The sequence below is a fragment of the Amycolatopsis oliviviridis genome (assembly GCF_014654365.1).
GTDB lineage: Bacteria > Actinomycetota > Actinomycetes > Mycobacteriales > Pseudonocardiaceae > Amycolatopsis > Amycolatopsis oliviviridis.
On sequence record NZ_BNAY01000002.1, the window covers coordinates 1,089,175 to 1,112,178 of the forward strand.

The window sequence follows — 23,004 nt, forward strand, 5'->3', positions numbered from 1 at the left end:
TACCTCCTGCGACCGCCGAACCCCTTGCCGACGTGGTCGTTCACTACGAATGCGGGAGATTTTCCGCGACGAAGGCGAACTCGGCGCAAACTCTCTGTGAGCTATTTGACCTTGGTGGTGATCTGGGACGGGATCTGGCTGCCGTCGGTCTTGGCGAGCAGGCAGAGGAAGCCCCGCGAGTAGTTCCGGTCCTCGTCGCTGGGCGGCCGGTTCCATTCGGCTTCGGTCGGGACGACCGGCCGCCAGATGAGGGCCGCCCGCTGCTGCGCCGGCACGGCGTTCGAGTTGAAGGTCGCCGAGCAGAGCGCCTCGGCGATCCGGTTGACCGCGTCCGCGCCGGGATAGGTCACGGCCTGGGCGTCGTCGTCCGAAGAGGACGCGACGTCGAGCAGGTTCCCCTTGGCGAAGACCTCCAGCAGGTGGTCCTTGTCGCAGCTGACCCCGTCGTTCAGGTTGATGCCCTCTTTGAGCGGCACGTTGTAGCAGTCCCCGGACGAACCGAGCTTGACCTGGCCGTTGATGCCGTAGGTCAGCGTGGGCTGCGCCTGCGTGTTCCCCTCCGGCGCGGCCATCCAGCGGCCCAGGAAGATCCCGCCGACCAGGGCGCCGATCACGGCGACCGCGGCCAGGCTGAGCCACAGTGGACGGAGGTTGCGCTTGGCGGGCGCGGGCGCGAGCCGGGTCATCGGCTGTCCGGGCTGCATCATCGCGGTGCCGCCCGAGGGCGGGGTCGGCTGGGCCTGGATCCCCTGCGCCGCCGCGAGCAGGCTGCGCACCTGGTCGTACGACATCCGCGCTTCGGGTTTGACGACCAGGAGACCGAGGATCGCGGCGGCCAGCGGCCCTTGAACCCGGGTCAGGTACGGCGCCTCGGTCATGATCGCGTGCAGGGTGGCCGCGGTGGTCGACCGTTCGAACGCGACGATGCCTTCGGCGGCGAAGAACAGCGTCGTGCCCAGGGACCAGAGGTCCGATTCGGGCATCGCGTCGCGGCCTTCGACCCGTTCCGGCGCCATGAACGCGGGCGAGCCGACGATCATGCCGCTGGTGGTCAGGCGCGGGTCGTCGGCGGCGTGCGCGATGCCGAAGTCGGTGAGCTTCACGCGGCCGTCCGGCGCGACCATGATGTTCGCCGGTTTGACGTCGCGGTGCACGATCCCGGCGGCGTGCGCGGCCCGCAGCGCGGACAGCACCCGCTCCCCCACCTGCGCGATCTGCTGCGCGGGCAGGGGTCCGCGCTCGCGGACCAGGTCGGCCAGTGTCGGCGCCTCGACCAGCTCCATCACGATGTACGTGGCGCCGTTCTCGGTGACGACGTCGTACACGGTGACCACGGCCGGGTCGTTGAGACGGCCGCCGGAGCGGACCTCGCGCAGCATCCGCTCCGAAAGCACCGAAGCGTCCTCGGGCGCGTTCGGGAACTTCAGCTCCTTGATCGCCACCTGGCGGCCGATCACCTGGTCCTGAGCGCGCCAGACGATGCCCATCCCGCCGCGGCCGAGCTCGCCCAGCAGGGCGTACCGTCCGGCGACGATCCGCCCGCCGGCGGCCTGATACGTCTGCTGGGGCGGCCCGTACGGACGGGTCTGTTCGTCGGTCAAGGTTCGGTGCTCCTTCGGTTCGCGCAGGATGCTAACTCGGACCCGTTCGCGCACCGAAGGGTTCCTCGGACCCGCTCACTGAATCAGACCGTGACCTCGTGCCCGGACTCCTGGAGCGCCTTCACCGCGCGCTCCAGTTCGGAAGCCCGGACCAGGACGTGGTCGGTGTCGAAGGTGGACAGCGAGAACAGCGCCACCCCGGCGGCGGCGAGCTCGCTCGACAGCGCCGCGATGATGCCGGTCAGCGTGAACGCCAGCGGCCCGCGGACCGACAGCAGCCGCCAGCCGTCCTCGACCGTGGCCCCGGCCGGCGCGAGACCGGCCGGGCAGATCACCGACAGTTCCTCGGGTGTCCGGGTGACGGAGATCAGCACGGGCTCGCCGGGGTCGAGCAGGTTCGCCGGGACCGGCGCGTCCGGGGCGAGGCGGGCGACCGCGTACTCGCCGGGCCGGACGTCGATCGCGAGACGTCGCATCAGCCTTCGAGGACCTTCGGGCTGGACGCGACCTCGGTGCCGTCGGGCAGTGCGGAGATGGTGAAGTCCGCGAACACGTTGCCCGAGGCCTTCTGCAGCTCGCGCAGGCAGTCGATGGCCAGGGCGCGGATCTCGACGTCGGCGTGCTCGGTGGCGCGCATCGCGATGAAGTGCCGCCAGGCGCGGTAGTTGCCGGTGACCACGATGCGGGTCTCGGTCGCGTTCGGCAGCACGGCGCGGGCGGCCTGGCGGGCCTGCTTGCGGCGCAGGGTCGCGCTCGGCACGTCGGCGAACTTCTCCTCCAGCCCGGCGAGGAGCTCGGTGTAGGCGTCGACGGCGGCCTGGGAGGCGGCGAGGAACTTCGCGTGCAGCTCCGGGTCCTGCGCGATGACGTCGGGCTCGACGAACGCGGCGTCGCGCTCCGGCACGTAGCGCTGCGAGAGCTGCGAGTACGAGAAGTGACGGTGGCGGATCAGCTCGTGCGTCAGCGAGCGGGAGATCCCGGTGATGTAGAAGCTGACGGACCCGTGCTCCAGCACCGACAGGTGGCCGACGTCGATGATGTGCTCGAGGTAGCCGGCGTTGGTGGCCGTCTTCGGGTTCGGCTTCTTCCAGGACTGGTAGCAGGCCCGGCCCGCGAATTCGGCCAGCGCCTCACCACCGTCGGCATCGGTCGACCACGGTACGTCCGACGGCGGGAAGAACTCCGTCTTCGCGATCAGTTGAACCTTGGGTGACACGGTCTCGGCCACGTTCGCACTCCTTTTCGACCCCTGCTCCACGACTCCAAGCAGCGTAACCGCCGCACTCACTGACACCCCGGCGACATCACGGTGACGTCATGGCCGCCTTGACTGACGTCACAGATGACGTCATAGTGGTGTCATGGATCTGACGCCGTACATCACAAGCCTTCGCGAGGACCTCGCGAACACGGCTTCGGCCGGCGACGAGCAGACGCGGCGCGCTGCCGCGCTGCTGTCGTCGGCGCTGGAGCCCGCCGCCCGCCTGACCATCATGAACGCCCTCGCCGACCTCGCCGCCGAAGTGACTTCGGCGCTGCCGGGGCACGTCGTCGACGTCCGGCTCGACGGACGCGACGTGCGCGTCGTCGTCACCGGCTCCGGCTCCGCGGAGGGCGCCGAGCGGTCCGCGCCCCGCCAGGAGGCGCCGCGGGAGACCCCGCGCGCGCCCAAGGTGGACACGGGCGACATCACCCGCATCACGCTGCGCCTGTTCGAGCAGGTCAAGGGCCAGGCGGAAGCCGCGGCCGCCTCGCAGGGCGTTTCGCTGAACACGTTCGTCTCGCAGGCCGTCCAGGGCGCGCTGGGCAAGAGCGGCGGCGAGCACTGGCAGCACAAGCAGAAGCCTGGCGGCGGTGCCGGTTCGCACCTGCACGGCTGGGTCCAGGGCTGAGGGGACGGAAAATGACCGAGGAAAACACTCCCGCCGGTGAAGAGATCGTACGCGTCGAAGACTTCGAGGCCGAGGGCCCGATCGAGATCGACGTCAGCGTGGCCATCGGCCGCGTGACCATCGAACTGACCGGCGAGGACGGCGTCCACGCCGAGGTCCGCCGCGACGGCGGCGAGCAGCAGCCGTGGGTGGACGGGATGACGAGCCTGCTCAGCTGGGTCGGGGAACGCTTCGGCGACCAGCTCGGCGCTTCGCCGGGAGCGTCCGTGGGTGACGCCGTGGCGCAGACGCGGATCGAGAAGGTCGGCAACCGGCTCGTCGTCCAGGCGCCGAAGGCCTGGCAGCTGAAGAACGTCCCGCTCGCCGTGACCGTCCGGGCGCCCGCCGGTTCGCATCTGGAAGTGCGGGCCGGGGCGGCCGACGTCACGGTGACCGGTACCGCCGGGCGCGCCGACATCCTGACCGGCTCCGGCAAGATCGGCCTGGAGCGGGCCGACGGATCGGCGATCGTCCGCACCGGCACCGGGGACATCAAGCTCGGGCCGACGCTGTCCGGTCTGCAGCTGCGCACCGGCAGCGGCTCCGTCGAAGCGGCCTCGGTGAACGGCTCGGCCACGGTCGCGACCGGCACCGGCGACGTCTGGCTCGGCGAGATCGCGGGCGAGGTCCTGGCGCGCACCGGCAGCGGTGACCTCTCGGTGGCCGACGCCGCCTCCGGGTCGCTGGAGCTGACCACCGGATCGGGCGAGGTCCGGGTCGGGATCCGCGGCGGCGTCCAGGCGGAGATCGACCTTTCGTCGACGACCGGGTCCGTGTCGAGCGAACTGGACGTCGCGGAGACCGCGCCTGCCGAGGTCTCGCTCAAAGTGCGGGCGCGTACCGGCACCGGCGACGCGAAGGTGACCAGCGCGGCCCGGTGAGGCCGCGGAACCGCAGGGGGATCGAGGGACCTTTGCTCTCACTTTTCCACGGGGGTGGGAGCGAAGGTCCCTTGCTCAGACGAGTGTCATGAAAGGGCCGTTCAGGACGTTTTTCGTCCTGAACGGCCCTTTCATGACACTTGGGCCCGGACGCTCCCCGCCCCAGACGCTATGAAGGGGCCTTTCATAGCAAATTTTGCTATGAAAGGCCCCTTCATAGCAGCCGGGAGCGGGGCGGGATCAGCGCACGAGGCGCGAGAGCACGGGAGCGAGATCGCCCCGATCCCCCACCGCGACCCCGTCCAGCCCCTGCCACTCGGCCATCAGCCTCAGCTCGCCCGCCAGCTCACTCGCGACCCGCGCGACGTCCACCCCGGGCTCGCTGAAGGCGCCCTGGACGCGAAGCACGCCAGCAGCCCGATCGCATTTGAGGTCGACCCGGCCGACGAGTTCGCCGTCGAGCAGGAACGGGAACACGTAATACCCGTAGATCCGCTTGGGCTCGGGAACGTAGATCTCGATGCGGTAGAAGAAGTCGAAGATGCGCTCGGTCCGGGCACGTTCCCAGATCAGCGGGTCGAACGGCGAAAGCAGCGCCCGGCCGGTGACCGTGCGAGGCGCCTTCGCCGCGACGTGCCGGTACGCCGGGGCGGGCCAGCCGTCGACGGTCACCGGTTCCAGCACCCCCGCGTCGACCAGTTCGGCCACCGCCCGCTTGCTGACGTCGGGGCCGAGCCGGTAGTAGTCCCGCAGGTCCGGTTCGGTACCGATGCCCAGCGCGACGGCCGCGCGAGTGATCAGTTCGCGAGCGCCCTCTTCGGGGCTCACCCGCCGCGACAGGATCTCCGGCGGCACGACGCGTTCGGTCAGGTCGTACAGCCGCTCGAACGACCGGCGCGTGCCGGTGGTCAGCTGCCCCATGCCGAACAGCCACTCGCAGGCCTTCTTGACCTCCGACCGCTCCCACCACGAGCCCGGCTTGTACCCGCCCGACTCGCTCTCCAGCGCCCGCTCGATACCGCCCGCGCCGATCGGTCCCTGTTCCTTGACCACGGCGAGGATGTCGTCCACCAGCTGAGGCGTCTGTTCCAGCACGCGCGCGTAGTTCGTCCACCAGCCCATGCGCTTCGCCCCGGACCGCAGCAGCGGCCAGTCCGCCACCGGCAGCAGGCTCGCCTCGTGCGCCCAGGATTCGACCAGCATCCGGGGTTTGCGCGCGGAATGGGACCACGCCGCGTCGTCCACCAGCGCGGGCTCGTACGCACCGAGCCGGGAGAAGATCGGCATGTAGTGCGCGCGGACCGCGACGTTCACCGAATCCAGTTGCAGCAACTGGGTTCGCGACAGCACGCGCTGCAGATGCCGTCTCGTCACCGCCCCGCTCGGACGTGCTTCGGCGAATCCCTGCGCGGCCAGGGCGATCCGGCGCGCGACCGGCCCGCTGATGGTCGAAGTGCTCATCGTGCGCATGGTGCCATCCGCCACCGACAGTTTTCGGCCCTCCGGCTACATTGCCTGCCATGGCCGCCGCCGAAGTCCGCCCAGCAGTCTTGTCCGACGCCCCCGAGATCGCCCGCATCCAGCGCGATACCTGGCAAAGCGCCTACACGGAGCTGCTCGGCGAAGCGGCCGTCGCCGAGCTCGACGTCGTGGAACTCGAAAAGACCTGGGCCGAAACGATCGAATACCCGGGCACGCGCGTCTTCCTCGCCACCGAAGGCGAGTTCACCGTCGGTTTCTGCGTCGCCGGCCGGGCTCCGGAGAGCGAGGTGGCCACCGCCGACGGATCGCTCCCCGACGACGCCTCGACGACCGCGCTCATCACCTCGCTGCTGGTCGAGCCCCGCTGGGGACGGCGCGGGCACGCGGGACGGCTGCTGGCGAACGCGTCCGCCTGGCTGCGCTCGGACGGCGCCACCCGCGGGATCAGCTGGGTCGCCCAGACCGATCACGCGTCACTGGGCTTCTTCCGCCGCGCGGGCTGGTCCCCCGACGGAACCGTCCGCATCCTCGACACCGGCAGCACGAACGTGCGCGAAGTCCGGCTCACCGGCGGCCTCGACCTCGAACTCACTCCCTGACTTCGCGAACACGACCCAGCGCATCACCGAGTACATGAAGACGCCCTCGCACGCCCCGGCGATGAGCCGGGAAAGGCGGTAGTCGACGCCGAGCGCGGCCAGTCCCGCGCCGACGCCGAGCAGGAACGCCAGATAGTTGATGACGATCGCGATGACGTAGAGCACCGCCTGCCTGCCGACGGGCGCGTGCGAGCGGAAGTTCATGCTGCGGTTCAGCACGAAGCTCAGCCCGAACGCCACTCCGTAGGCGAGCGTGATCGCCAGCCACACCGGCAGCCCGAGCCAGCCGCGAAGCAGGGTCAGCAGAAGCAGGTCGACCCCGAAGGTGAACCCGTTGATGAGCGCGAAACCGAGGAAACTCGGCGCCACCAGCCGGGAAAGCCCGAAGGGGAGGCGCCGGACCACGGCCGCGCAGAAGTCGGCGAAACGATCCGCGAAACCCTTGCCGCGGACCGCGTCGTGCACGTCGGCCACGGCTTCAGCATGGCAGCGGCAGGTGGCCGCGAGCCGACGAACAGGTGATCTTCTGGTGCGCGCCGGAGTCCGGTAACGGGGGCTGGCCCCAGTGCGACCCGTATTTCAACTGATAACTTGGAGAGAACGAAGATAACGGGGAGGCAACGATGGTGGGCTGGTTGCTCCTGTCGTTCGGCGTCGCCTTCGGTTCCGCGATCCTTCCCATCGTCAGCATCGAGATGTTCCTCATCGGCCTGTGCGCGAGCGAGCCGACGCTGCCGTGGCTACTGCTCGGCGCCGTCGTCGCGGCCGGTCAGGTCGGCGGGAAGACGCTCTACTACCTCGCCGCGAAGGGCACGATCAAGCTGCCGAAACCCCTGCACGACCGGCTGCACCGGGAGCGGCCGCCCACCCCGCGCCGGGAACGGTGGCGGGCGCGCACCAAGAAGATGCGGGCCCGGCTCGACGCGCTGCGTGAACGCTGCCACCGGCATCCGCACTGGATGGCGGGCACGTACGGGGTGAGTTCGGTCCTCGGACTGCCGCCGTACATGGCCACGAGTGTGCTCGCGGGGCTGGTGCGGATGCCGCTGGCGAGCTTCCTGGCCACCGGCTTCCTGGGCCGCTGGCTGCGGTTCAGCCTGCTGGCCGCCTCACCCGCCCTGTTCGCCGGCTGGTTCCACTACTGACCTCACGCATTTAGTCCTCTAAATGCGTGACCTGCGGGTAGCCCCCTCACGCATTTCGTCCTCTAAATGCGGGGCCTCGGGGTGCCCACTCGCGCATTCAGAGGACTAAGTGCGGGACTTTCCTTCAAGTTCCACAGCACGCCGCATGGTCGCGCGGGCCCGCTTCCGGTCCCCCGCGATCTCGTACGCGTAGGCCAGCCGGTACCAGACGCGCCAGTTCTCCTGATCCGCCTCGACCTCGGCCCGGCGCTCGTCGAACCAGGCGTCGGCGGCGTCGCGATCCACCCGGCCCGAGGGCCGCCGGGGCAGGTCGGACACGTCGGGCAGGCCGCCTTCTTCGTCCAGCCGCCGCGAAAGCCGCTGGATCTGGACGCCGGACCGCCAGGTGGTCACGATGATCCAGATCCCGAGCAGCGGCAGCAGCAGGACACCGACGCCGAAGAGCACCGGCACCGTCTCCCCGGTGCGCACCAGCGCGATGCCCCGGCCCGCCAGCAGGACGACGTAGACGGCGAGCGCCGCCGTCATCACCAGCGCGAAGTTGCGGGCCCTCACAGGTCGAGGATGTTCTCGAGACCGACCGTCAGGCCGGGCCGTGTGAGCACCGAGCGCACGCCGAGCAGCACCCCGGGCATGAACGACGTGCGGTGCAGCGAGTCGTGCCGGATGGTCAGGGTCTCCCCTTCACCGCCGAACAGGATCTCCTCGTGCGCCACGAGCCCGGGCAGCCGGACCGAGTGCACGCGGACGTCGTCGACGAGCGCGCCGCGGGCACCGTCCACTTCGGACGTCGTCGCGTCTTCACCGGGCGCGAGACCGGCTTCCGCGCGGGCCTCGCCGATCAGCCGGGCGGTGTGCGCGGCGGTACCGGAGGGCGCGTCGGCCTTGCGGTTGTGGTGCAGTTCGATGACCTCGGCCGAGTTGTAGAACCGGGCCGCCTGTTGGGCGAAGCGCATCGCCAGCACCGCGCCGAGGGCGAAGTTCGGCGCGATGAGCACGCCGAGCGACGGGTCGGCGGCGAGCCAGGTGCGCAGCTTCTCCAGCCGTTCCCCGCTGAACCCGGTGGTGCCGACGACGGCGTGGATCCCGTTGCCGGTCAGGAACTCCAGGTTGTCCATCACCGCGTCGGGATGGGTGAAGTCGACGACGACCTGAGCCTGCTTGAGCGCCGAGAAGTCGTCCCCGGCGTCGAGCGCGGCGACGAGTTCCATGTCGTCGGCGCCGTTGACGGCGTTGACCACTTCCTGGCCCATCCGGCCGCGTGCGCCCAGCACACCGACGCGAATTCCAGCGGTCATGATGCGATCACCTCGTGCAGATCGTCCGGCAGGTCGTCGGCGTGAGCGTACGGCCCGACGACCGCCGCCGCCGACACGCCACCAGGACGATGCAGCAGAGTGCGAGCGAGCGCACAGACCTCTTCGGTGGTGACGGCGTCGATCCGCGCCACCGTGTCGTCGACGCCGAGATAGCGGCCGTAGTTCAGTTCGTTCTTGCCGATCCGCGACATCCGCGAGGAGGTGTCCTCCAGGCCGAGCACGAGCCCGCCCCGCAACTGCCCCTTCGCCCGCGCGACCTCGGCTTCGCTCAGCCCGTCCTTGCCGACGAGTTCGAGTACCTCGCGGATCACCCCGGCGACCTCGCCGAGCTTCTCCGGCTGGCAGCCCGCGTACACGGCCATGTGCCCGGTGTCGGCGTAGCTCGCGACGGACGAGTACACCTGGTACGCCAGCCCGCGCTTCTCGCGGACCTCCTGGAACAGGCGCGAGCTCATCCCGCCGCCGAGCGCGGCGTTGAGCACCGACTGCGCGAACCGCCGGTCGTCGTGCCGCGACAGCGACCGCAGGCCGAGCATCACGTGCGCCTGTTCGGTGTCGTCGGTGTGCAGCGCGAGTTTCGGCGCCATCGCGATCCGCGCGCGGCCGCCGCGCGGCGGCACCGGTGTCGCCGACCCGGTCAGCCTGTTCCGCAAAGCCTTGCGCACCAAGCGAAGCACCTGGCCGTGCTCGATGTTCCCGGCGACGGCGAGCACCATCCGCGGCAGCGTGTAGCGGCGCCGGTAGAACCCGCGCAGCGCCGACGACGACATCTCGATGATGGACTTCTCGCTGCCGAGCACCGGACGGCCCAGCGCGTGGTTGCCCAGGATCGCGCCGACGAACGTCTCGTGCAGCAGGTCTTCCGGATCGTCGTCCCGCATCGAGATCTCTTCGAGCACGACGCTGCGCTCGGTCTCCACGTCCTTGTCCGTGCACAGCGCCTCGAACACGACGTCGGTGACGAGGTCCATCGCGAGCGGCAGGTCCTCGTCGAGCACCTGCGCGTAGTAGCAGGTGTGTTCCTTCGCGGTGAACGCGTTGAACTCCCCGCCGACCGCGTCGATCTCCTCGGCGATCTGGGTGGCGTCGCGGTTCGTGGTGCCCTTGAACAGCAGGTGTTCGAGGTAGTGCGCCGCGCCCTCGACCGACGACGGCTCGTCCCGCGATCCGATGCCGACCCACAGCCCGACCGTCACCGACCGGGACGCGGGCACGTGCTCGGTGATGACCCGGAGGCCACCGGCGAGCACACTGCGCTTGACCACCGCACCGTCCGAAGTGGACTCCAGCGTGCGGGTGCTGCCGATGGGCTGTTCGTGCCCGGAGATCTGACGAGCCAACGGATCCCTTACTCACATGTCAGGAAAGGGTCGTTCAGGACGAAAAATGTCCTGAACGACCCTTTCCTGATGTTTCACATCGGTTCTGGCAGGACTACTACGCGTCGGCCTTCGGGGCCTCGGCCTTGTCGCCCTCGGCGGGCTTCTCGGCGGCGTCGTCTTCCTTGACCACGATCAGGCTGATCTTGCCGCGGTTGTCGATGTCGGCGATCTCGACGCGGAGCTTGTCGCCCACGTTGACCACGTCCTCGACCTTGGCGATCCGCTTGCCGTTGCCCAGCTTCGAGATGTGCACCAAGCCGTCCTTGCCCGGCAGCAGCGAGACGAACGCGCCGAACGCGGCCGTCTTCACCACGGTGCCGAGGAAGCGCTCGCCGACCTTGGGCAGCTGCGGGTTGGCGATGGCGTTGATCTTGTCGATCGCCGCCTCCGCCGACGGGCCGTCGGCCGCGCCCACGTAGATCGTGCCGTCGTCCTCGATGGAGATGTCGGCGCCGGTCTCCTCGGTGATCGAGTTGATCATCTTGCCCTTCGGGCCGATGACCTCGCCGATCTTGTCCACCGGGATCTTCACGCTGGTGACGCGCGGGGCGTACGGGCTCATCTCGTCCGGGCCGTCGATCGCCTCGGCGATGACCTCCAGGATGGTGAGGCGAGCGTCCTTCGCCTGCTTCAGCGCGGCCGCGAGGACCTCCGACGGGATGCCGTCGAGCTTCGTGTCGAGCTGGAGCGCGGTGATGATGTCCTTGGTGCCGGCGACCTTGAAGTCCATGTCGCCCATGGCGTCCTCGGCACCGAGGATGTCGGTCAGCGCGACGTAGCGGGTCTCGCCGTCGACCTCGTCGGAGATCAGGCCCATGGCGATGCCGGCGACCGGCGCCTTCAGCGGGACACCCGCGTTCAGCAGACCCATGGTCGAGGCGCAGACCGAGCCCATCGAGGTGGAGCCGTTGGAGCCCAGCGCCTCGGAGACCTGGCGGATCGCGTACGGGAACTCGTCCCGCTTCGGCAGAACCGGGACCAGGGCGCGCTCGGCGAGCATGCCGTGGCCGATCTCGCGCCGCTTCGGCGAACCGACGCGGCCGGTCTCGCCGGTGGAGAACGGCGGGAAGTTGTAGTGGTGCAGGTACCGCTTCGTGGTCTCCGGGGAGAGCGAGTCGATCTGCTGCTCCATGCGGAGCATGTTCAGCGTGGTGACGCCCAGGATCTGGGTTTCACCGCGCTCGAACAGCGCGGAACCGTGCGCCCGCGGGATCACGGCGACCTCGGCGGCGAGCGAGCGGATGTCGGTCAGGCCGCGGCCGTCCATGCGGATCTTGTCCGTGAGGACGCGCTTGCGCATGATCTTCTTCGACAGGGCCTTGAACGCCGCGCCGATCTCCTTCTCACGGCCCTGGAAGGCTTCGCCCTCGCCCAGGCCGATCTTCTCCAGCACCGCGGTCTTGACCTGGTCGGTCGCGTTGTCACGGTCCTGCTTGCCCGCGATGGTCAGGGCGTTGGCGAGGTCGTCGGTCGCGATGGCGGCGACGGCGTCGAACGCGTCCTGCTCGTAGGCGAGGAAGACCGGGAACTCACCGGTCGGCTTGGCGGCCAGCTCGGCCAGCTGCTGCTGGGCCTCGCACAACACCTTGATGAACGGCTTGGCGGCTTCGAGGCCCTCGGCGACGGCGATCTCGTCCGGCGCCTTGCCACCCGCGGCGATCAGGTCGAGCGTCTGCTCGGTGCCCTCGGCCTCGACCATCATGATCGCGACGTCGTCACCGACGATGCGACCGGCGACCACCATGTTGAAGGTGGCCTCTTCCAGCTGCTTCCAGGTCGGGAACGCGACCCACTGGCCGTCGATCAGGGCGACGCGGACGCCACCGACCGGGCCCGAGAACGGCAGGCCGGCGATCTGCGTCGAGGCCGAGGCCGCGTTGATCGCGAGGACGTCGTACGGGTCCTCGGGGTTGAGGCTCTGGACGGTGATGACGACCTGGATCTCGTTGCGGAGACCGTCGGCGAACGACGGGCGCAGCGGCCGGTCGATCAGGCGGCAGGTCAGGATCGCGTCGGTCGACGGGCGGCCCTCGCGACGGAAGAACGCGCCGGGGATGCGTCCGGCGGCGTACATCCGCTCCTCGACGTCCACGGTCAGCGGGAAGAAGTCGAAGTGGTCCTTCGGGTGCTTCGACGCGGTGGTCGCCGAGAGCAGCATGGTCTCTTCGTCGAGGTACGCGACGACGGCGCCGGCGGCCTGACGGGCCAGGCGGCCGGTCTCGAAGCGAACGGTGCGGGTGCCGAAACGGCCGTTGTCGATCACGGCTTCGGTTTCGTGCACGGTGACTCCGGTGGAGTCGGTCATAGGGTGTATCTCCTCTTTTGATCCTCTGTAACGGCGCGAGTCTCCCACCCTGGGACCTGTTTCGCCTGCGGACGCTCGAGGAGTGAGGCCGGTCTTCGATCGAAGCCCCCGGGCCGTTGCCCGGGAACCACTACCGAGGACCGGCGGACGGTTCCTCGTGCGCGCTCGCGCCGTGTGTTTTCTTAGACCGAGGGGGAGCGACCGACGTGGTCACTCCCCCTCGGGTTCAAGCTATCGGCGCAGGCCGAGGCGCTGGATCAGCGCACGGTAACGCTCGATGTCCACCTTCATCACGTAGTTCAGCAGCCGGCGGCGGCGGCCGACCAGCAGCAGAAGCCCGCGACGGGAGTGGTGGTCGTGCTTGTGAGCCTTGAGGTGCTCGGTGAGGCCGACGATGCGCTTGGTCAGCAGCGCGACCTGGGCCTCGGGGGATCCGGTGTCCGAGTCGTGCACGCCGTACTCGGCAAGGATCGACTTCTTCTCTTCGGTGGACAAAGCCACAGTGGTGCTCCTAGATATTCTGTGCCGTGCGGCCCGGACGATGCTTCACGCCGGGTGAGACGGTCACGGCCGCCACGGACTGCAGCCGGACCCGATCATCGAGGTTACCAGCCTCGTGATCAGCGGCTTCAGGCGCGGGCGTGGTTCAACGCGTACGACCGGATCACCCGGTAGCGCGACACGCCTTGCTCACGGTCACTGCTCATCAGCACGGCTTCGGTCGCCGTCCAAGTCTCACTGGTGAACCCGGCCAGCCGCTCCTCCCACGCGCTCGCGGCGTCCGGCCGGTCGCGGGGGAAGCGGGCCAGTGTCAGGTGGGCCACGTACGGCCTGCCCTCACTCTCCGCGCCGGCCTTGACGGCCAGCTCGTGGAGCCCGGTTCCGGTGACACTCAACCACAGGACCCCGGGGAATGTCGCGGCCTTTTCCAGCCGGAGGTCGATCGGCTCCGCGCCGGCCAGCCTTCCGGCCAGCCATTCGCCCCGCTCGGCCGCGTCGCCGGCGCCGTAGAAACCGAGGGTGACGTGCCAGTTCTCACGCGCCGACCAGCGGAAACCGTCGTCTTCGGGCGTACCCACCGCGGCCGCGGCCTCGTCGAGGACGCCGTCCGGCGGGAGCAGAGCACTGAAAAGCAGCATGGCGTCAGGAGTGCTTGGCCGCCCGGCGCAGCAGATCCGCCAGGGACGGGAAGTCGTCGTCGAGCAGCTTCGCGGCCTCGGTGAGGTCTTCGTCCTCGCCGATGTCGCGCAGCGCCACGAGCACGCCCTGGTCGTCGGCGACGGCGCCGACCGGGATGTTGTCCCGGCCCACCGTCGGCCGCGAGTCGCGGACGTCTTCCAAGGCCTCCTGCATGGCCTTCCGGTCCCCCGCGGCGACCGCCGGGACCAGGACCTTGCGTTCCAGCATGATCATCTTGGCGAGCACGACCGGGTTGCCGATCTTCGCCCGGCGCCCGCTCATCACCTGGCTGAGCATGGGCGCGCTGATACCGAGGACCTCGGCGAGGAAGGCCTGAGAGATGTCGAAGGCGACGACAAGCCTTCGCACCCGATCGCCGAGTGGCTCCCCGTACCACTCCCTCTGCAGCGCGATGTTCCGCTGGACGATCTTGTGGTCCTCCACCTGGTCCGCTCCCCTAACCGTCGAACGCCCTGCGCGGTCCGTGACATCTTGCCACCGAAACGCACCGTGACGGGTGTGTTTGTCGATTCTCGTCCGGCTCCGTCCGGCGCCGGTCAGTCCTGCTCGCCCAGCATTTCCCTGGTCCGCGCGACGTCCTCGTCGATCTGTTCCACCAGACCTTCCGACGTCGGGAACCGGACCTGATCCCGCAGCTTGGCAACGAAATCGAGCGCGACGTGCTGTCCGTAGAAATCCTCGTCGATGTCGAGGACGAAGGCCTCGACGGTGCGTTCCCGCCCCGAGAAGGTCGGGTTCGTCCCGACCGAGACGGCGGAGCGAAGCCGTCGGCCAGGATCCGACGAACGGGTGAACCAAGCGCTGTAGACACCGTCGGCGGGCACCGCCGCGAACCGCGGCGTCGACAGGTTCGCCGTCGGGTAGCCGAGGTCGTGTCCCCGGCGGTCGCCCCGGACGACGATGCCCTCCAGCCGGTGCGGCCTGCCGAGCGCTTCGGACGCCGCGACGACGTCGCCGGCGTCGATGCACGAGCGGACGTAGGTCGAGGAGAACGTGATCTCGTTGTCCGCCTGTTCCTGCGCGAGCAGCCCCTGCAGTTCCGCGCCGTGCGCCACGAAACCGAACCGTTTCCCCAGGGTGCGCAGCAGGTCGACGTCACCGGCGGCCTTCGCGCCGAAGGTGAAGTTCTCCCCCACGATCACCGCGGCCGCGTGCAGTTTGTCCACCAGGACCTCGTGCACGAACTCGTGCGCGGTCAGCCGCGACAGTTCGAGGGTGAACGGCAGCACGCAGAAGACGTCCACGCCCAGGCCTTCGACCAGTTCAGCCTTGCGGCGCAACGTGGTCAGCTGCGCGGGATGGCTGCCCGGCCGGATCACCTCCGACGGATGCGGGTCGAAGGTCAGCACCACACTCGGCACGCCGCGTTCGGCGGCGGCGCGGACCGTCCTCGAGATCAGCTCCTGATGCCCGCGATGCACGCCGTCGAAGACGCCGATCGTCACCACGCACCGTCCCCAGCTCCCGGGGAGGTCACCCAAACCACGCCAACGCTGCACTTGTAGCCCCGTCTCCTCCAGGCCTGCTCCGGTCACCACCCTAGGCCGGGAGCAAGACGACCACAGACCGGGCCAGTTCGCCTTCGTCCGCGGCGAGCGCGAGCACCCGGCCGTCGGGTCCGAACATCCCGTACGTGCCTTCGATCCCCGCCGCGGGCACCCTCTGTCCATATCGGACCGCCTGCGCCGCGCGGGCGTCGAGATCGCGGCGCGGGAACGCGGCGGCGACGGCGGCGTCGAGATCGAGCGAGAGCTCCGGCTTGTCTTCGAGCTGATCGAGCGTGCGGGCCTTGGCGAGCGTGAACGGCCCGACCGTGGTGCGCCGCAACGCGAGGAGGTGGCCGCCGACGCCGAGCCCGGCGCCGAGATCGCGGGCCAGCGCCCGGACGTAGGTCCCCGACGAACACTCGACGACGGCGTCGAGTTCGATCCGGCCCGCCTCGCGGCGGGTGGCGAGCAGATCGAAGCGGTGCACGGTGACCGGACGAGGCGGGATCACGACCTCTTCGCCGGCGCGGACGCGGGCGTACGCGCGCTTTCCGTCGATCTTGACCGCGCTGACCGCGCTCGGCACCTGCTGGATGTCACCGGTCAATGCGGCGATCCCGGCGGCGATCTCGTCGTCGGTGATCTTCCCGACGGCGTCCGCGGCGGCTTCGGCGATCGGTTCGCCCTCGGCGTCGTCGGTCGTCGTCGACAGTCCCAAAGAGAGGGTCGCGAGGTAGGTCTTGCGGTCCAGGGCGAGATGGCCGAGGAGTTTCGTCGCGCGTTCGATGCCGAGCACCAGGACACCGGTGGCCATCGGGTCGAGGGTGCCGGCATGCCCGACCTTGCGGGTGCCCATGAAGCGCCGCGCCCTGGCGACGACGTCGTGGGAGGTCATGCCGGACGGCTTGTCGACGATGACGAGACCGGGCGGCGGGGCGGGACGTTTCTTGGCTTGAGCCTGATTGGGGCGCGACACGGGCCGAACCCTATCTTTCGGGCCTTCGCCTAGGACGAGACGGGCAGCGGCGCTTCGGCGTCCCAGCGGCGGCGCCGGATCTGTACCGGGATCCGCTCGCCGCGGGCCTCGGCCTCGAACAGCGCGGCGCGGGTGCGCCGCCACCACACGAGCATCCGGAAGGTGCCGAACGCGAGCACCGCGATGACCGACAGCAGCGCCAGGCGGAACGCGCCGCCCGTCCACTCCAGCAGCACGCCGACGGCGAGCGCGGAGATCGTCGTGGCGACGAACCCGCCGACGTTCACCACCCCGGTCGCGGTGCCGACGCGCGAGAGCGGGTTGTAGTCCCGCGCCAGCGCGAAGCCGATCATCGACGCGGGTCCGCCGAGGGAAAGGAACGCGAACACGGGGACCAGGACCGCGATCGGGGTCGTCCCGCTCCAGCCGAGCAGGATCGCCCACATCACCGCGGCGCCGCCGATGTACCCGCCGACGAGCGGCATCCGCAGCGACGGGCGCCGTCCGATCAGACCGCCGATCACCGGGCCGCCGAGCATCGAGCCGAACACGAAGACGATCAGCAGTGAACTCGCGGTGGACTTCGGGAAACCCTGTCCCTGCACCAGGAACGGGACGCCCCACAGCATGGTCAGCACGTTGGGCGCGAACATCGTGCTGAAGTGGACCCAGAATCCCAGCCGGGTGCCCGGGGTGCGCCACGCGTCGGCGACCTGGCGGCCGAGCAGTTTCGGATGCACCTTTTCGCGCACGGGCTCCGGCTCGCCGACCGGGTTGTCCTTGACCCGGAGGGCGACGACGGCGGAGTACAGCGCCGTCACCAGGCCGACGGCGAGGAACGTCGGGGTCCAGCCGGGTCCGTCGAGCAGCAGGCCGAGCGGGACGGTCGCGGCGAGGTTGCCGACGTATCCGATGGCCCCGGTCAGCGCGGCGAGCAGGGCGTACTGGCGGCCGGGGAAATGCGCGGCGATCAGCCGCATGATGCTCACGAACGTCAGCGCGTCCCCGAAGCCGACGACGGCGCGGGCGAGCAGGCCCAGCGGGTACGAATCGGCGATCGCGAGCAGGATCTGGCCGAGCCCGAGGAAGAGGACGGCGGCGGTGAGCACCCGGCGCGGGCCGTAGCGGTCGACGAGGACGCCGGTGGGGATCTGCATCGAGGCGTAGACGCCGACCTGCAGGACGGTGAACGTGCCGAGCGCGGCCGCACCGACGCCGAAACGGTCGGCGGCCTGGAGCCCGGCGACGCCGAACGAGGTGCGGTGGAAGACACCGAAGAGGTAGACGGTGACGGCGGCGAACCAGATGAACCAGGACCGGCGGGTGGCTCGGCCTGTCACAGTGTTTCCTCCTCGAGAACGGTCTTGGGCACAAGAAGACGCCCGCGTTGCCGCCTCATATAGTTGTAGCGCCTAAGCAACGGCGAAACATACCCGTTACCCGGGTGGTTTTCGCCACAGCACGTACCGCTACCACCGCATTTCGTCCTCTGAATGCGGTAGTTGCGCGTGCAAGGACCGCATTCAGAGGACGAAATGCGGAGTGGGTCAGGCCGTGCGGACGGCGCCTTCCACGGCCCACCGGCCCGAACGCCATCGCACCAGCAGGGTCACCAGCCGCAGCAGCATGAACAGCGAGAGCCCGGTCCAGATCCCGGCCAGCCCCCACCCGAACGCGAGCGACAGCCAGACCAGCGGCAGGAACCCGAGCGCCGCGCTCAGCAGTGTCGCGTTGCGCAGGAACGCGGCGTCGCCCGCGCCGAGCAGGACGCCGTCCAGCGCGAACACCACCCCGGCGATCGGTTGCAACGCGACGAAGAACCACCACGCGTGCGGGATCTCGCCGAGCACGGCCGCGTCCGAAGTGAACACCTTCGGCAGCACACCGGCCAGCGACGCGAAGACGACGCCGAGGAAGCAGCCGAACACCAGTCCGTAGACGGTGATCTGGCCCGACACGCCTCGCGCCCGTTTGCTCGCGCCGGCGCCGAGGGCGGCCCCCACGAGCGACTGCGCGGCGATCGCGAGCGAGTCCAGCACCAGCGCGAGGAACGTCCACAGCTGCAGGACGACCTGATGCGCGCCGACCGCCTCGGTGGACGTCCGCGCGGCGACCGCGGCGGCGGAGACGAAACACGCCTGGAAGGCGAGACTGCGCAGCACGAGATCCCGGCCGAGACCGAGCTGGGCACGCATCACCTTCGGCTCCGGGCGCAGCGGGACCCGCTCCCGCACGAGGGCCACGATGAACAGCGACGCCGAGATCACCTGCGCGACGACGTTCGCGATCGCCGAACCTTCCAGCCCCCAGTCCGCGCCGTACACCAGCACCGGGCACAGGACCGCGGAGATCCCGTTGCCCGCCAACACATAGCGCAACGGTTTCGCGGAATCCTGGACACCGCGCATCCAGCCGTTACCCGCCATCGTGATCAGGATGAACGGCGTCCCGAACAGCGCGATCCGCAGCCAGGAGACGGCGGCGTCGGTGATCGCGGCGTCCCCGGACAGGACTCGCGCGATGGGCGCGGCGAGCAGTTGCCCGGCGACGATCACGACCAGCCCGACGATCACCGCCAGCCAGGTCGCCTGGACGCCTTCGCGGACCGCGTCGCCCCGGCGTCCGGCGCCGTGCAACCGGGCCGTCCGCGACGTGGTGCCGTAGGAGAGGAACGTCAGCTGGCTCGAAACCTGCGACAGCACGACACCGCCGACGGCGAGCCCGGCCAGCGGCAACGCGCCGAGATGCCCGACGACGGCCGTGTCCACCAGGACGTACAGCGGTTCGGCGGCGAGGACGCCGAGGGCGGGCACGGCGAGACCGAGCACGCGTTTCGGCGGGACGCGCTCGTCGAGTTCGGAAGCTTCAGGCACCGATGCAGACTAAGCGATTGGTACGACAGTCCCAGTCGCCGGGAAACCCGCCGGGCCGAAGCGGGCGTGCTTCGTGCCGGTGGCGAACGCCCAGTACCGGTCCCCGTAGGACCAGTGCCACCATTCGCTCGGGTAGTTCACGAAACCGGTCGTGGTCATCGCGTCGATGAGGGTTTCCCGGTTGGCCCGCGCCTCCGGGCCGATCGAGGCCGACCCGGTGAAACACTCCGTCCCGTATTCGGGCGGGGTCGCGTTCAGGTCGCTCCCCATCGGCAGTTCGACGCCGTCGACGGTGCACAGGGTGAGGTCCACCGCTCCCCCGGCGACATGCGGTGCGACTTCGGGCGGCGACACGTAGGTGGCGGCTTCGGCGGCCACCCGCTCGGCGGGCCACCCGGGATTGGCCCGCGCGATCCGGGCCTTGCTGTCCGCGAAGTACCGCTCCTGCACCTCCCGCGGCCGGAACCCCTCGACGACGAGCAGGCGCAGTCCGCGCGGAAGCTGGCATTGGGCGGCGACGAGCCGGTCCGCGACGCTGAGCCGCACGTGCGCGAAGGCGCCCGGTTCGTCGGCGAGCCTGGGATCGATCCGGATGGCGCCGGTGTCCCGCAGGTCCACCAGGGGTTCCCCGCATTCCCGGACGGCGACGGCTGCGACACGGGGATCCGACAACGACACGAACGACGACATGGGCCCCACTGTCCACGAGTGTCCTTCAAGAACGCTGTAACCGGGTTACAGCGAGTTCCTGGTACTCGCGGGCCCCATAGGCACGGAAGGTCTCCAGGGCCTCGGCTGTCATCCGCTGCCCGGCGGGCGCGTCGCCGAGCGCGTCGTGCACCTCGGCCAGCGTGCGCAAGGTCCGCGCCCTGAACAGCTCGGCGCGCAGGTCGGTCCACCGCCGCAGCGAGTCCTCCAGGCAGTCCTTCGCCTGGTACAACCGGCCGTCCGCGAGGTGTGTCTCCCCGACGACGCGGAGGGTGCACGCGTGGCCGAAGGCGTCGCCGAGCTCGCGGCAGACCTCCAGCGCGTTCTCCGCCAGCCGCCGCGCCGTGACCGAGTCCCCGCGCCGCAGCAACGCTTTGGCCAGCGCGCGTTCGCAGTACGCGACCAGCATCCGGTCCTCGGTCCCCTCGAAGATCGCGAGCGCCGCACGCGCGGACTCCTCGGCTTCCGCCCATTCGCCACGCGCCCGGTGATACAGCGACAGGCTGCGCAGGGTCAGTCCTTCCCCGCGCCGCGAGCCCGCCGCCGTGAACGAGGTCCGTGCCTCGGTCAACGCGGCCAGCGTTCCGGGGTAGTCGCCCATCTCCAGGCGCACCGTGCCCGCCAGCCGGTGGACGTGCCCCATCGCCGCCGGATCGTCCAGTCCGGACCACATCCGCCCGGCGCGGTCCAGGAAATGCACCGCCTCCGGCAGATAGCCCTGCTCGCGGCAGGCGGCACCGAGCGCGGCGAGCGTGGTGGCCTCACCCCGGACGTCACCGGCGGCGCGGAACATCGACAGCGCCTGGCTCAGGTGGGCGCGGGCACGGGGGAAGTCGTCGTGCTCGTAGTACAGCTGCCCGAGCCCCGCCAGCAGGGTCGCCTCGCCGAGGGCGTTTTCGTTGCGACGGGCCGCGGTGAGCGCCGCGTCGTGGGTGCGGCGCCAGGACCCGAGCGAATCGTCGAGGACCCGGTTGTGCCCGCCGAAAGCGGTGCCGCACAGGGCCGAGGCGAGTTCGACCGCGATGTCGACCAGGTCCAGTGACACCGCCAGCTCGACGGCGGTGGTCATCGCCTCTTCTTCGGCACGGAACCATTCGTACGGCCTGGCCACGACGCGCTGGGCGATCTCCTGGTCGACGGGACGGCCCAGCCGGAAACTGCCCTGGATCGACGGCACGACCGGCGGCATGGTCTCGGTGATCCGCCCGACCAGCCAGATCCAGCCGCCGAGCACCCGTTCCACCGTGGCCGCCCGGTCCGCGGGACTTTCCTCGTCCCTGGCGCGTTCCAGCGCGAACAGCCGGACGAGATCGTGCAGCCGATACCGCATGAGCCCCAAGGGATCCACGCCGTCGACTTCGAGCAGGGACACGTCGACGAGGTCTTCGAGCACCCGCTCCGCGCCGCCGAGATCGGTCTCCATCGCCGCCGCGGCGACCCAGGCGGGAAAATGCGCCAGGCCGAGCAACCCCAGCCTGCGCAACGCGGTCCGCACGGCCTTGGGCAGGAGCGTGTAACTCAGGTTGATGCTGGCCCGCACCTCCTGGTCGCCGACCACCAGTTCGTCGAGGCGGCGCTGTTCCTGGGCGAGGCGGCTCGCCAACCGGGACAGCGACCACTGCCGCCGGGACACCAGCCGCGCTCCGGCGACGCGGATGGCGAGCGGCAGCTGCCCGCACAGCTCGGTGATCTCGGCCGCGGACGCGGGCTCGGTACTCGCCCGGTCGTTGCCGACGATGCGGGTGAACAGGTCGAGCGCGGCCTCCGCGGGCAGCACCCCCAGTTCGCAGTAGGTCGCGCCCGCCAGCGCGGGCAGCCGGTTGCGCGAGGTGACGATCACCGCGCACCCCGGGCCGCCGGGCAGCAGCGGCCGGACCTGGGCCTCGTTCGCGGCGTCGTCGAGCACGACGAGCGTGCGGCTGCCGGCGAGCAGGGTCCGATAGCGGGCGACCCGCTCTTCGAGTGATCCGGGCGCCGCCGCCGCGGGGTCGAAGTCGCGCAGGACGCGACCGAGGACCTCCTCGGCGGTCGCCGGGGCGTCCGTCGAGCCGTGCAGTTCGAGGTGGACCTGACCATCGGGGAAATGCTCGGCGAGGGCGAGCGCGAGGACGGCCATGATCTGGTCGCCGTCGATGAGCTCGCCCGAGGCGTCGACCGCGACACAGCGGTCGGCGTCACCGTCGTGCGCAGCTCCGCGAGTTCGGCTGCCCGGCCGGTGAAGTCGGGCGGCGGCGACGGCAACTGCCGCGGGGTGCGGGAGGCGACGGCCGGCAGCAGCGCCGGGTCGCACCGCAGGATCGCCTCGTGCACCTGACGCAGCTCCGGGCCGGGATCGATGCCCAGTTCGTCGATCAGCGCCTTGCGGCCGCGTTCGTACACCTCCAGCGCGTCGGCCTGGCGGCCGGACCGGTACAACGCGACCATCAGGCCGCCTCGTAACCGCTCCCGGGTGGGATGCGAGGCGACCAGTTCGGTGAGTTCCGCGAGAAGCCGGGGTCCCTGCCCCATCGCCAGATCCGCGTCGATCCGCTCCTCGGTGACGGTCAGGCGCAGCTCGTCGAGCCGGTCCGCCTCGGCGCGAAGGAACGCCTCGCCGATCCCGCCGAGCGCGGCGCCCCGCCACAGGGCGAGGCCGGTGCGGAAGAGGTCCGCCGCTTCGGTGTGGTCACCGCTTTGCGCCGCCCGCCGTCCCCGCTCCACCAGGTGCTCGAACACCCGCACGTCGAGGGCGTCCTCGGCGATCTCGGCGCGGTAGCCGTTCCGGTCGGACACGATGACCGGCGGCAGCCCCGCCGCGTCGAACGCCCGGCGCAGGGTCGCGACATACGTCTGCACCACCGCGCGGGCGGTGGCGGGCGGCTCCTCGCCCCACACCACGCCGATCAGCCGTTCGGCGGGCACCGTCCGGCCGTACCCCAGCAGCAGCGCGGCGAGCAGCGTGCGCGGCTTCATCCCCGGGAGCGCGATCGGCCCCGACGGACCGGCCACCTCCATCGGCCCGAGCAGAGAAAACCTCATCCGACCCTCCCCAGAGCGGATCCCGTACAGCGCGCCGCCTCGCTGTAGCCCGCGTTGAAGCGTGGTTACAGCGGCCTCCCGGAGCGTCTGTGCTGTC

Annotated in this window: 22 protein-coding genes and 1 pseudogene; 4 read left to right on the forward strand and 19 right to left on the reverse strand. The window is 70.2% G+C overall.

The window, feature by feature from the left end:
* Nucleotides 1-101: 101 nt before the first annotated feature.
* The 3 genes from IE302_RS12280 to thyX all read right to left on the reverse strand — a co-directional run bounded on the left by IE302_RS12280 (nucleotide 102) and on the right by thyX (nucleotide 2,829).
* On the reverse strand, nucleotides 102-1,601 hold the full coding sequence (locus IE302_RS12280) for a serine/threonine-protein kinase (RefSeq protein ID WP_191254578.1): 1,500 nt from the start codon (nucleotides 1,599-1,601) through the stop codon (nucleotides 102-104).
* Between the two features lie 83 nt (nucleotides 1,602-1,684).
* Nucleotides 1,685-2,077: an ACT domain-containing protein gene (locus tag IE302_RS12285; RefSeq protein ID WP_191254579.1), complete on the reverse strand. Its 393-nt coding sequence runs from the start codon at nucleotides 2,075-2,077 to the stop codon at nucleotides 1,685-1,687.
* Nucleotides 2,077-2,829 (reverse strand): FAD-dependent thymidylate synthase, encoded by a 753-nt coding sequence (gene thyX, locus IE302_RS12290; protein WP_005156312.1) that lies wholly within the window; start codon nucleotides 2,827-2,829, stop codon nucleotides 2,077-2,079. Before thyX ends, IE302_RS12285 begins: the two co-directional genes overlap by 1 nt.
* Nucleotides 2,830-2,962: 133 nt before the next feature.
* Here thyX and IE302_RS12295 point away from each other — a divergent pair, with 133 nt between their 5' ends.
* Together IE302_RS12295 and IE302_RS12300 are read left to right on the forward strand one after the other, a co-directional pair.
* Nucleotides 2,963-3,493 carry a toxin-antitoxin system HicB family antitoxin gene (locus IE302_RS12295; protein ID WP_191254580.1) on the forward strand — a complete coding sequence of 177 codons (531 nt, stop codon included), beginning with the start codon at nucleotides 2,963-2,965 and terminating at the stop codon, nucleotides 3,491-3,493.
* An 11-nt stretch (nucleotides 3,494-3,504) separates the two neighbouring features.
* On the forward strand, nucleotides 3,505-4,413 hold the full coding sequence (locus IE302_RS12300; protein WP_191254581.1) for a DUF4097 family beta strand repeat-containing protein: 909 nt from the start codon (nucleotides 3,505-3,507) through the stop codon (nucleotides 4,411-4,413).
* A gap of 240 nt (nucleotides 4,414-4,653) precedes the next feature.
* Here IE302_RS12300 and IE302_RS12305 read toward each other — a convergent pair whose 3' ends face one another.
* Nucleotides 4,654-5,874, reverse strand: a complete 1,221-nt coding sequence (locus IE302_RS12305; RefSeq protein ID WP_373307956.1) for a winged helix-turn-helix domain-containing protein — start codon at nucleotides 5,872-5,874, stop codon at nucleotides 4,654-4,656.
* 59 nt (nucleotides 5,875-5,933) lie between these two features.
* Here IE302_RS12305 and IE302_RS12310 point away from each other — a divergent pair, with 59 nt between their 5' ends.
* Nucleotides 5,934-6,494 (forward strand): GNAT family N-acetyltransferase, encoded by a 561-nt coding sequence (locus IE302_RS12310; protein WP_229907716.1) that lies wholly within the window; start codon nucleotides 5,934-5,936, stop codon nucleotides 6,492-6,494.
* A 66-nt stretch (nucleotides 6,495-6,560) separates the two neighbouring features.
* Here the strand turns inward: IE302_RS12310 and IE302_RS42715 are convergent.
* Nucleotides 6,561-6,968, reverse strand: a pseudogene (locus tag IE302_RS42715) (GtrA family protein); the annotation flags it as partial.
* Between the two features lie 149 nt (nucleotides 6,969-7,117).
* Between IE302_RS42715 and IE302_RS12320 the strand changes: the two are divergent.
* On the forward strand, nucleotides 7,118-7,639 hold the full coding sequence (locus IE302_RS12320) for a YqaA family protein (RefSeq protein WP_191254584.1): 522 nt from the start codon (nucleotides 7,118-7,120) through the stop codon (nucleotides 7,637-7,639).
* A gap of 105 nt (nucleotides 7,640-7,744) precedes the next feature.
* On the opposite strand, the gene IE302_RS12325 is transcribed toward IE302_RS12320, so the two are convergent.
* The 14 genes from IE302_RS12325 to IE302_RS42720 form a co-directional block, all read right to left on the reverse strand.
* Nucleotides 7,745-8,194, reverse strand: coding sequence for a tetratricopeptide repeat protein (locus IE302_RS12325; RefSeq protein ID WP_191254585.1), 450 nt, complete (start codon nucleotides 8,192-8,194; stop codon nucleotides 7,745-7,747).
* Nucleotides 8,191-8,937 (reverse strand): 4-hydroxy-tetrahydrodipicolinate reductase, encoded by a 747-nt coding sequence (gene dapB, locus IE302_RS12330; RefSeq protein ID WP_191254586.1) that lies wholly within the window; start codon nucleotides 8,935-8,937, stop codon nucleotides 8,191-8,193. Before dapB ends, IE302_RS12325 begins: the two co-directional genes overlap by 4 nt.
* Nucleotides 8,934-10,298: a M16 family metallopeptidase gene (locus IE302_RS12335; protein WP_191254587.1), complete on the reverse strand. Its 1,365-nt coding sequence runs from the start codon at nucleotides 10,296-10,298 to the stop codon at nucleotides 8,934-8,936. The genes dapB and IE302_RS12335 overlap by 4 nt, the downstream gene beginning before the upstream one ends.
* A gap of 97 nt (nucleotides 10,299-10,395) precedes the next feature.
* The gene (locus tag IE302_RS12340) at nucleotides 10,396-12,645 is read right to left on the reverse strand and encodes a polyribonucleotide nucleotidyltransferase (protein WP_191254588.1); all 2,250 of its coding nucleotides are present in this window, start codon (nucleotides 12,643-12,645) and stop codon (nucleotides 10,396-10,398) included.
* A 231-nt stretch (nucleotides 12,646-12,876) separates the two neighbouring features.
* Complete coding sequence (gene rpsO / locus IE302_RS12345; RefSeq protein WP_003084034.1) at nucleotides 12,877-13,146, reverse strand: 30S ribosomal protein S15; 270 nt, start codon at nucleotides 13,144-13,146, stop codon at nucleotides 12,877-12,879.
* 128 nt (nucleotides 13,147-13,274) lie between these two features.
* Nucleotides 13,275-13,784 carry an RNA 2',3'-cyclic phosphodiesterase gene (thpR, locus tag IE302_RS12350; protein ID WP_191254589.1) on the reverse strand — a complete coding sequence of 170 codons (510 nt, stop codon included), beginning with the start codon at nucleotides 13,782-13,784 and terminating at the stop codon, nucleotides 13,275-13,277.
* Between the two features lie 4 nt (nucleotides 13,785-13,788).
* Nucleotides 13,789-14,268 carry a helix-turn-helix domain-containing protein gene (locus IE302_RS12355; RefSeq protein ID WP_191254590.1) on the reverse strand — a complete coding sequence of 160 codons (480 nt, stop codon included), beginning with the start codon at nucleotides 14,266-14,268 and terminating at the stop codon, nucleotides 13,789-13,791.
* 113 nt (nucleotides 14,269-14,381) lie between these two features.
* The gene (locus tag IE302_RS12360; RefSeq protein WP_191254591.1) at nucleotides 14,382-15,344 is read right to left on the reverse strand and encodes a bifunctional riboflavin kinase/FAD synthetase; all 963 of its coding nucleotides are present in this window, start codon (nucleotides 15,342-15,344) and stop codon (nucleotides 14,382-14,384) included.
* Between the two features lie 40 nt (nucleotides 15,345-15,384).
* Nucleotides 15,385-16,308 (reverse strand): tRNA pseudouridine(55) synthase TruB, encoded by a 924-nt coding sequence (gene truB / locus IE302_RS12365; RefSeq protein WP_191254592.1) that lies wholly within the window; start codon nucleotides 16,306-16,308, stop codon nucleotides 15,385-15,387.
* Nucleotides 16,309-16,337: 29 nt separating this feature from the next.
* Nucleotides 16,338-17,648, reverse strand: a complete 1,311-nt coding sequence (locus IE302_RS12370) for an MFS transporter (protein ID WP_191254593.1) — start codon at nucleotides 17,646-17,648, stop codon at nucleotides 16,338-16,340.
* 207 nt (nucleotides 17,649-17,855) lie between these two features.
* On the reverse strand, nucleotides 17,856-19,181 hold the full coding sequence (locus tag IE302_RS12375; protein WP_191254594.1) for an MATE family efflux transporter: 1,326 nt from the start codon (nucleotides 19,179-19,181) through the stop codon (nucleotides 17,856-17,858).
* Between the two features lie 9 nt (nucleotides 19,182-19,190).
* Nucleotides 19,191-19,871, reverse strand: coding sequence for a M15 family metallopeptidase (locus tag IE302_RS12380; RefSeq protein ID WP_191254595.1), 681 nt, complete (start codon nucleotides 19,869-19,871; stop codon nucleotides 19,191-19,193).
* 25 nt (nucleotides 19,872-19,896) lie between these two features.
* Nucleotides 19,897-21,312 (reverse strand): tetratricopeptide repeat protein, encoded by a 1,416-nt coding sequence (locus IE302_RS12385; RefSeq protein ID WP_505606746.1) that lies wholly within the window; start codon nucleotides 21,310-21,312, stop codon nucleotides 19,897-19,899.
* Between the two features lie 413 nt (nucleotides 21,313-21,725).
* The gene (locus tag IE302_RS42720; RefSeq protein WP_229907717.1) at nucleotides 21,726-22,907 is read right to left on the reverse strand and encodes an AfsR/SARP family transcriptional regulator; all 1,182 of its coding nucleotides are present in this window, start codon (nucleotides 22,905-22,907) and stop codon (nucleotides 21,726-21,728) included.
* Nucleotides 22,908-23,004 lie beyond the last annotated feature (97 nt).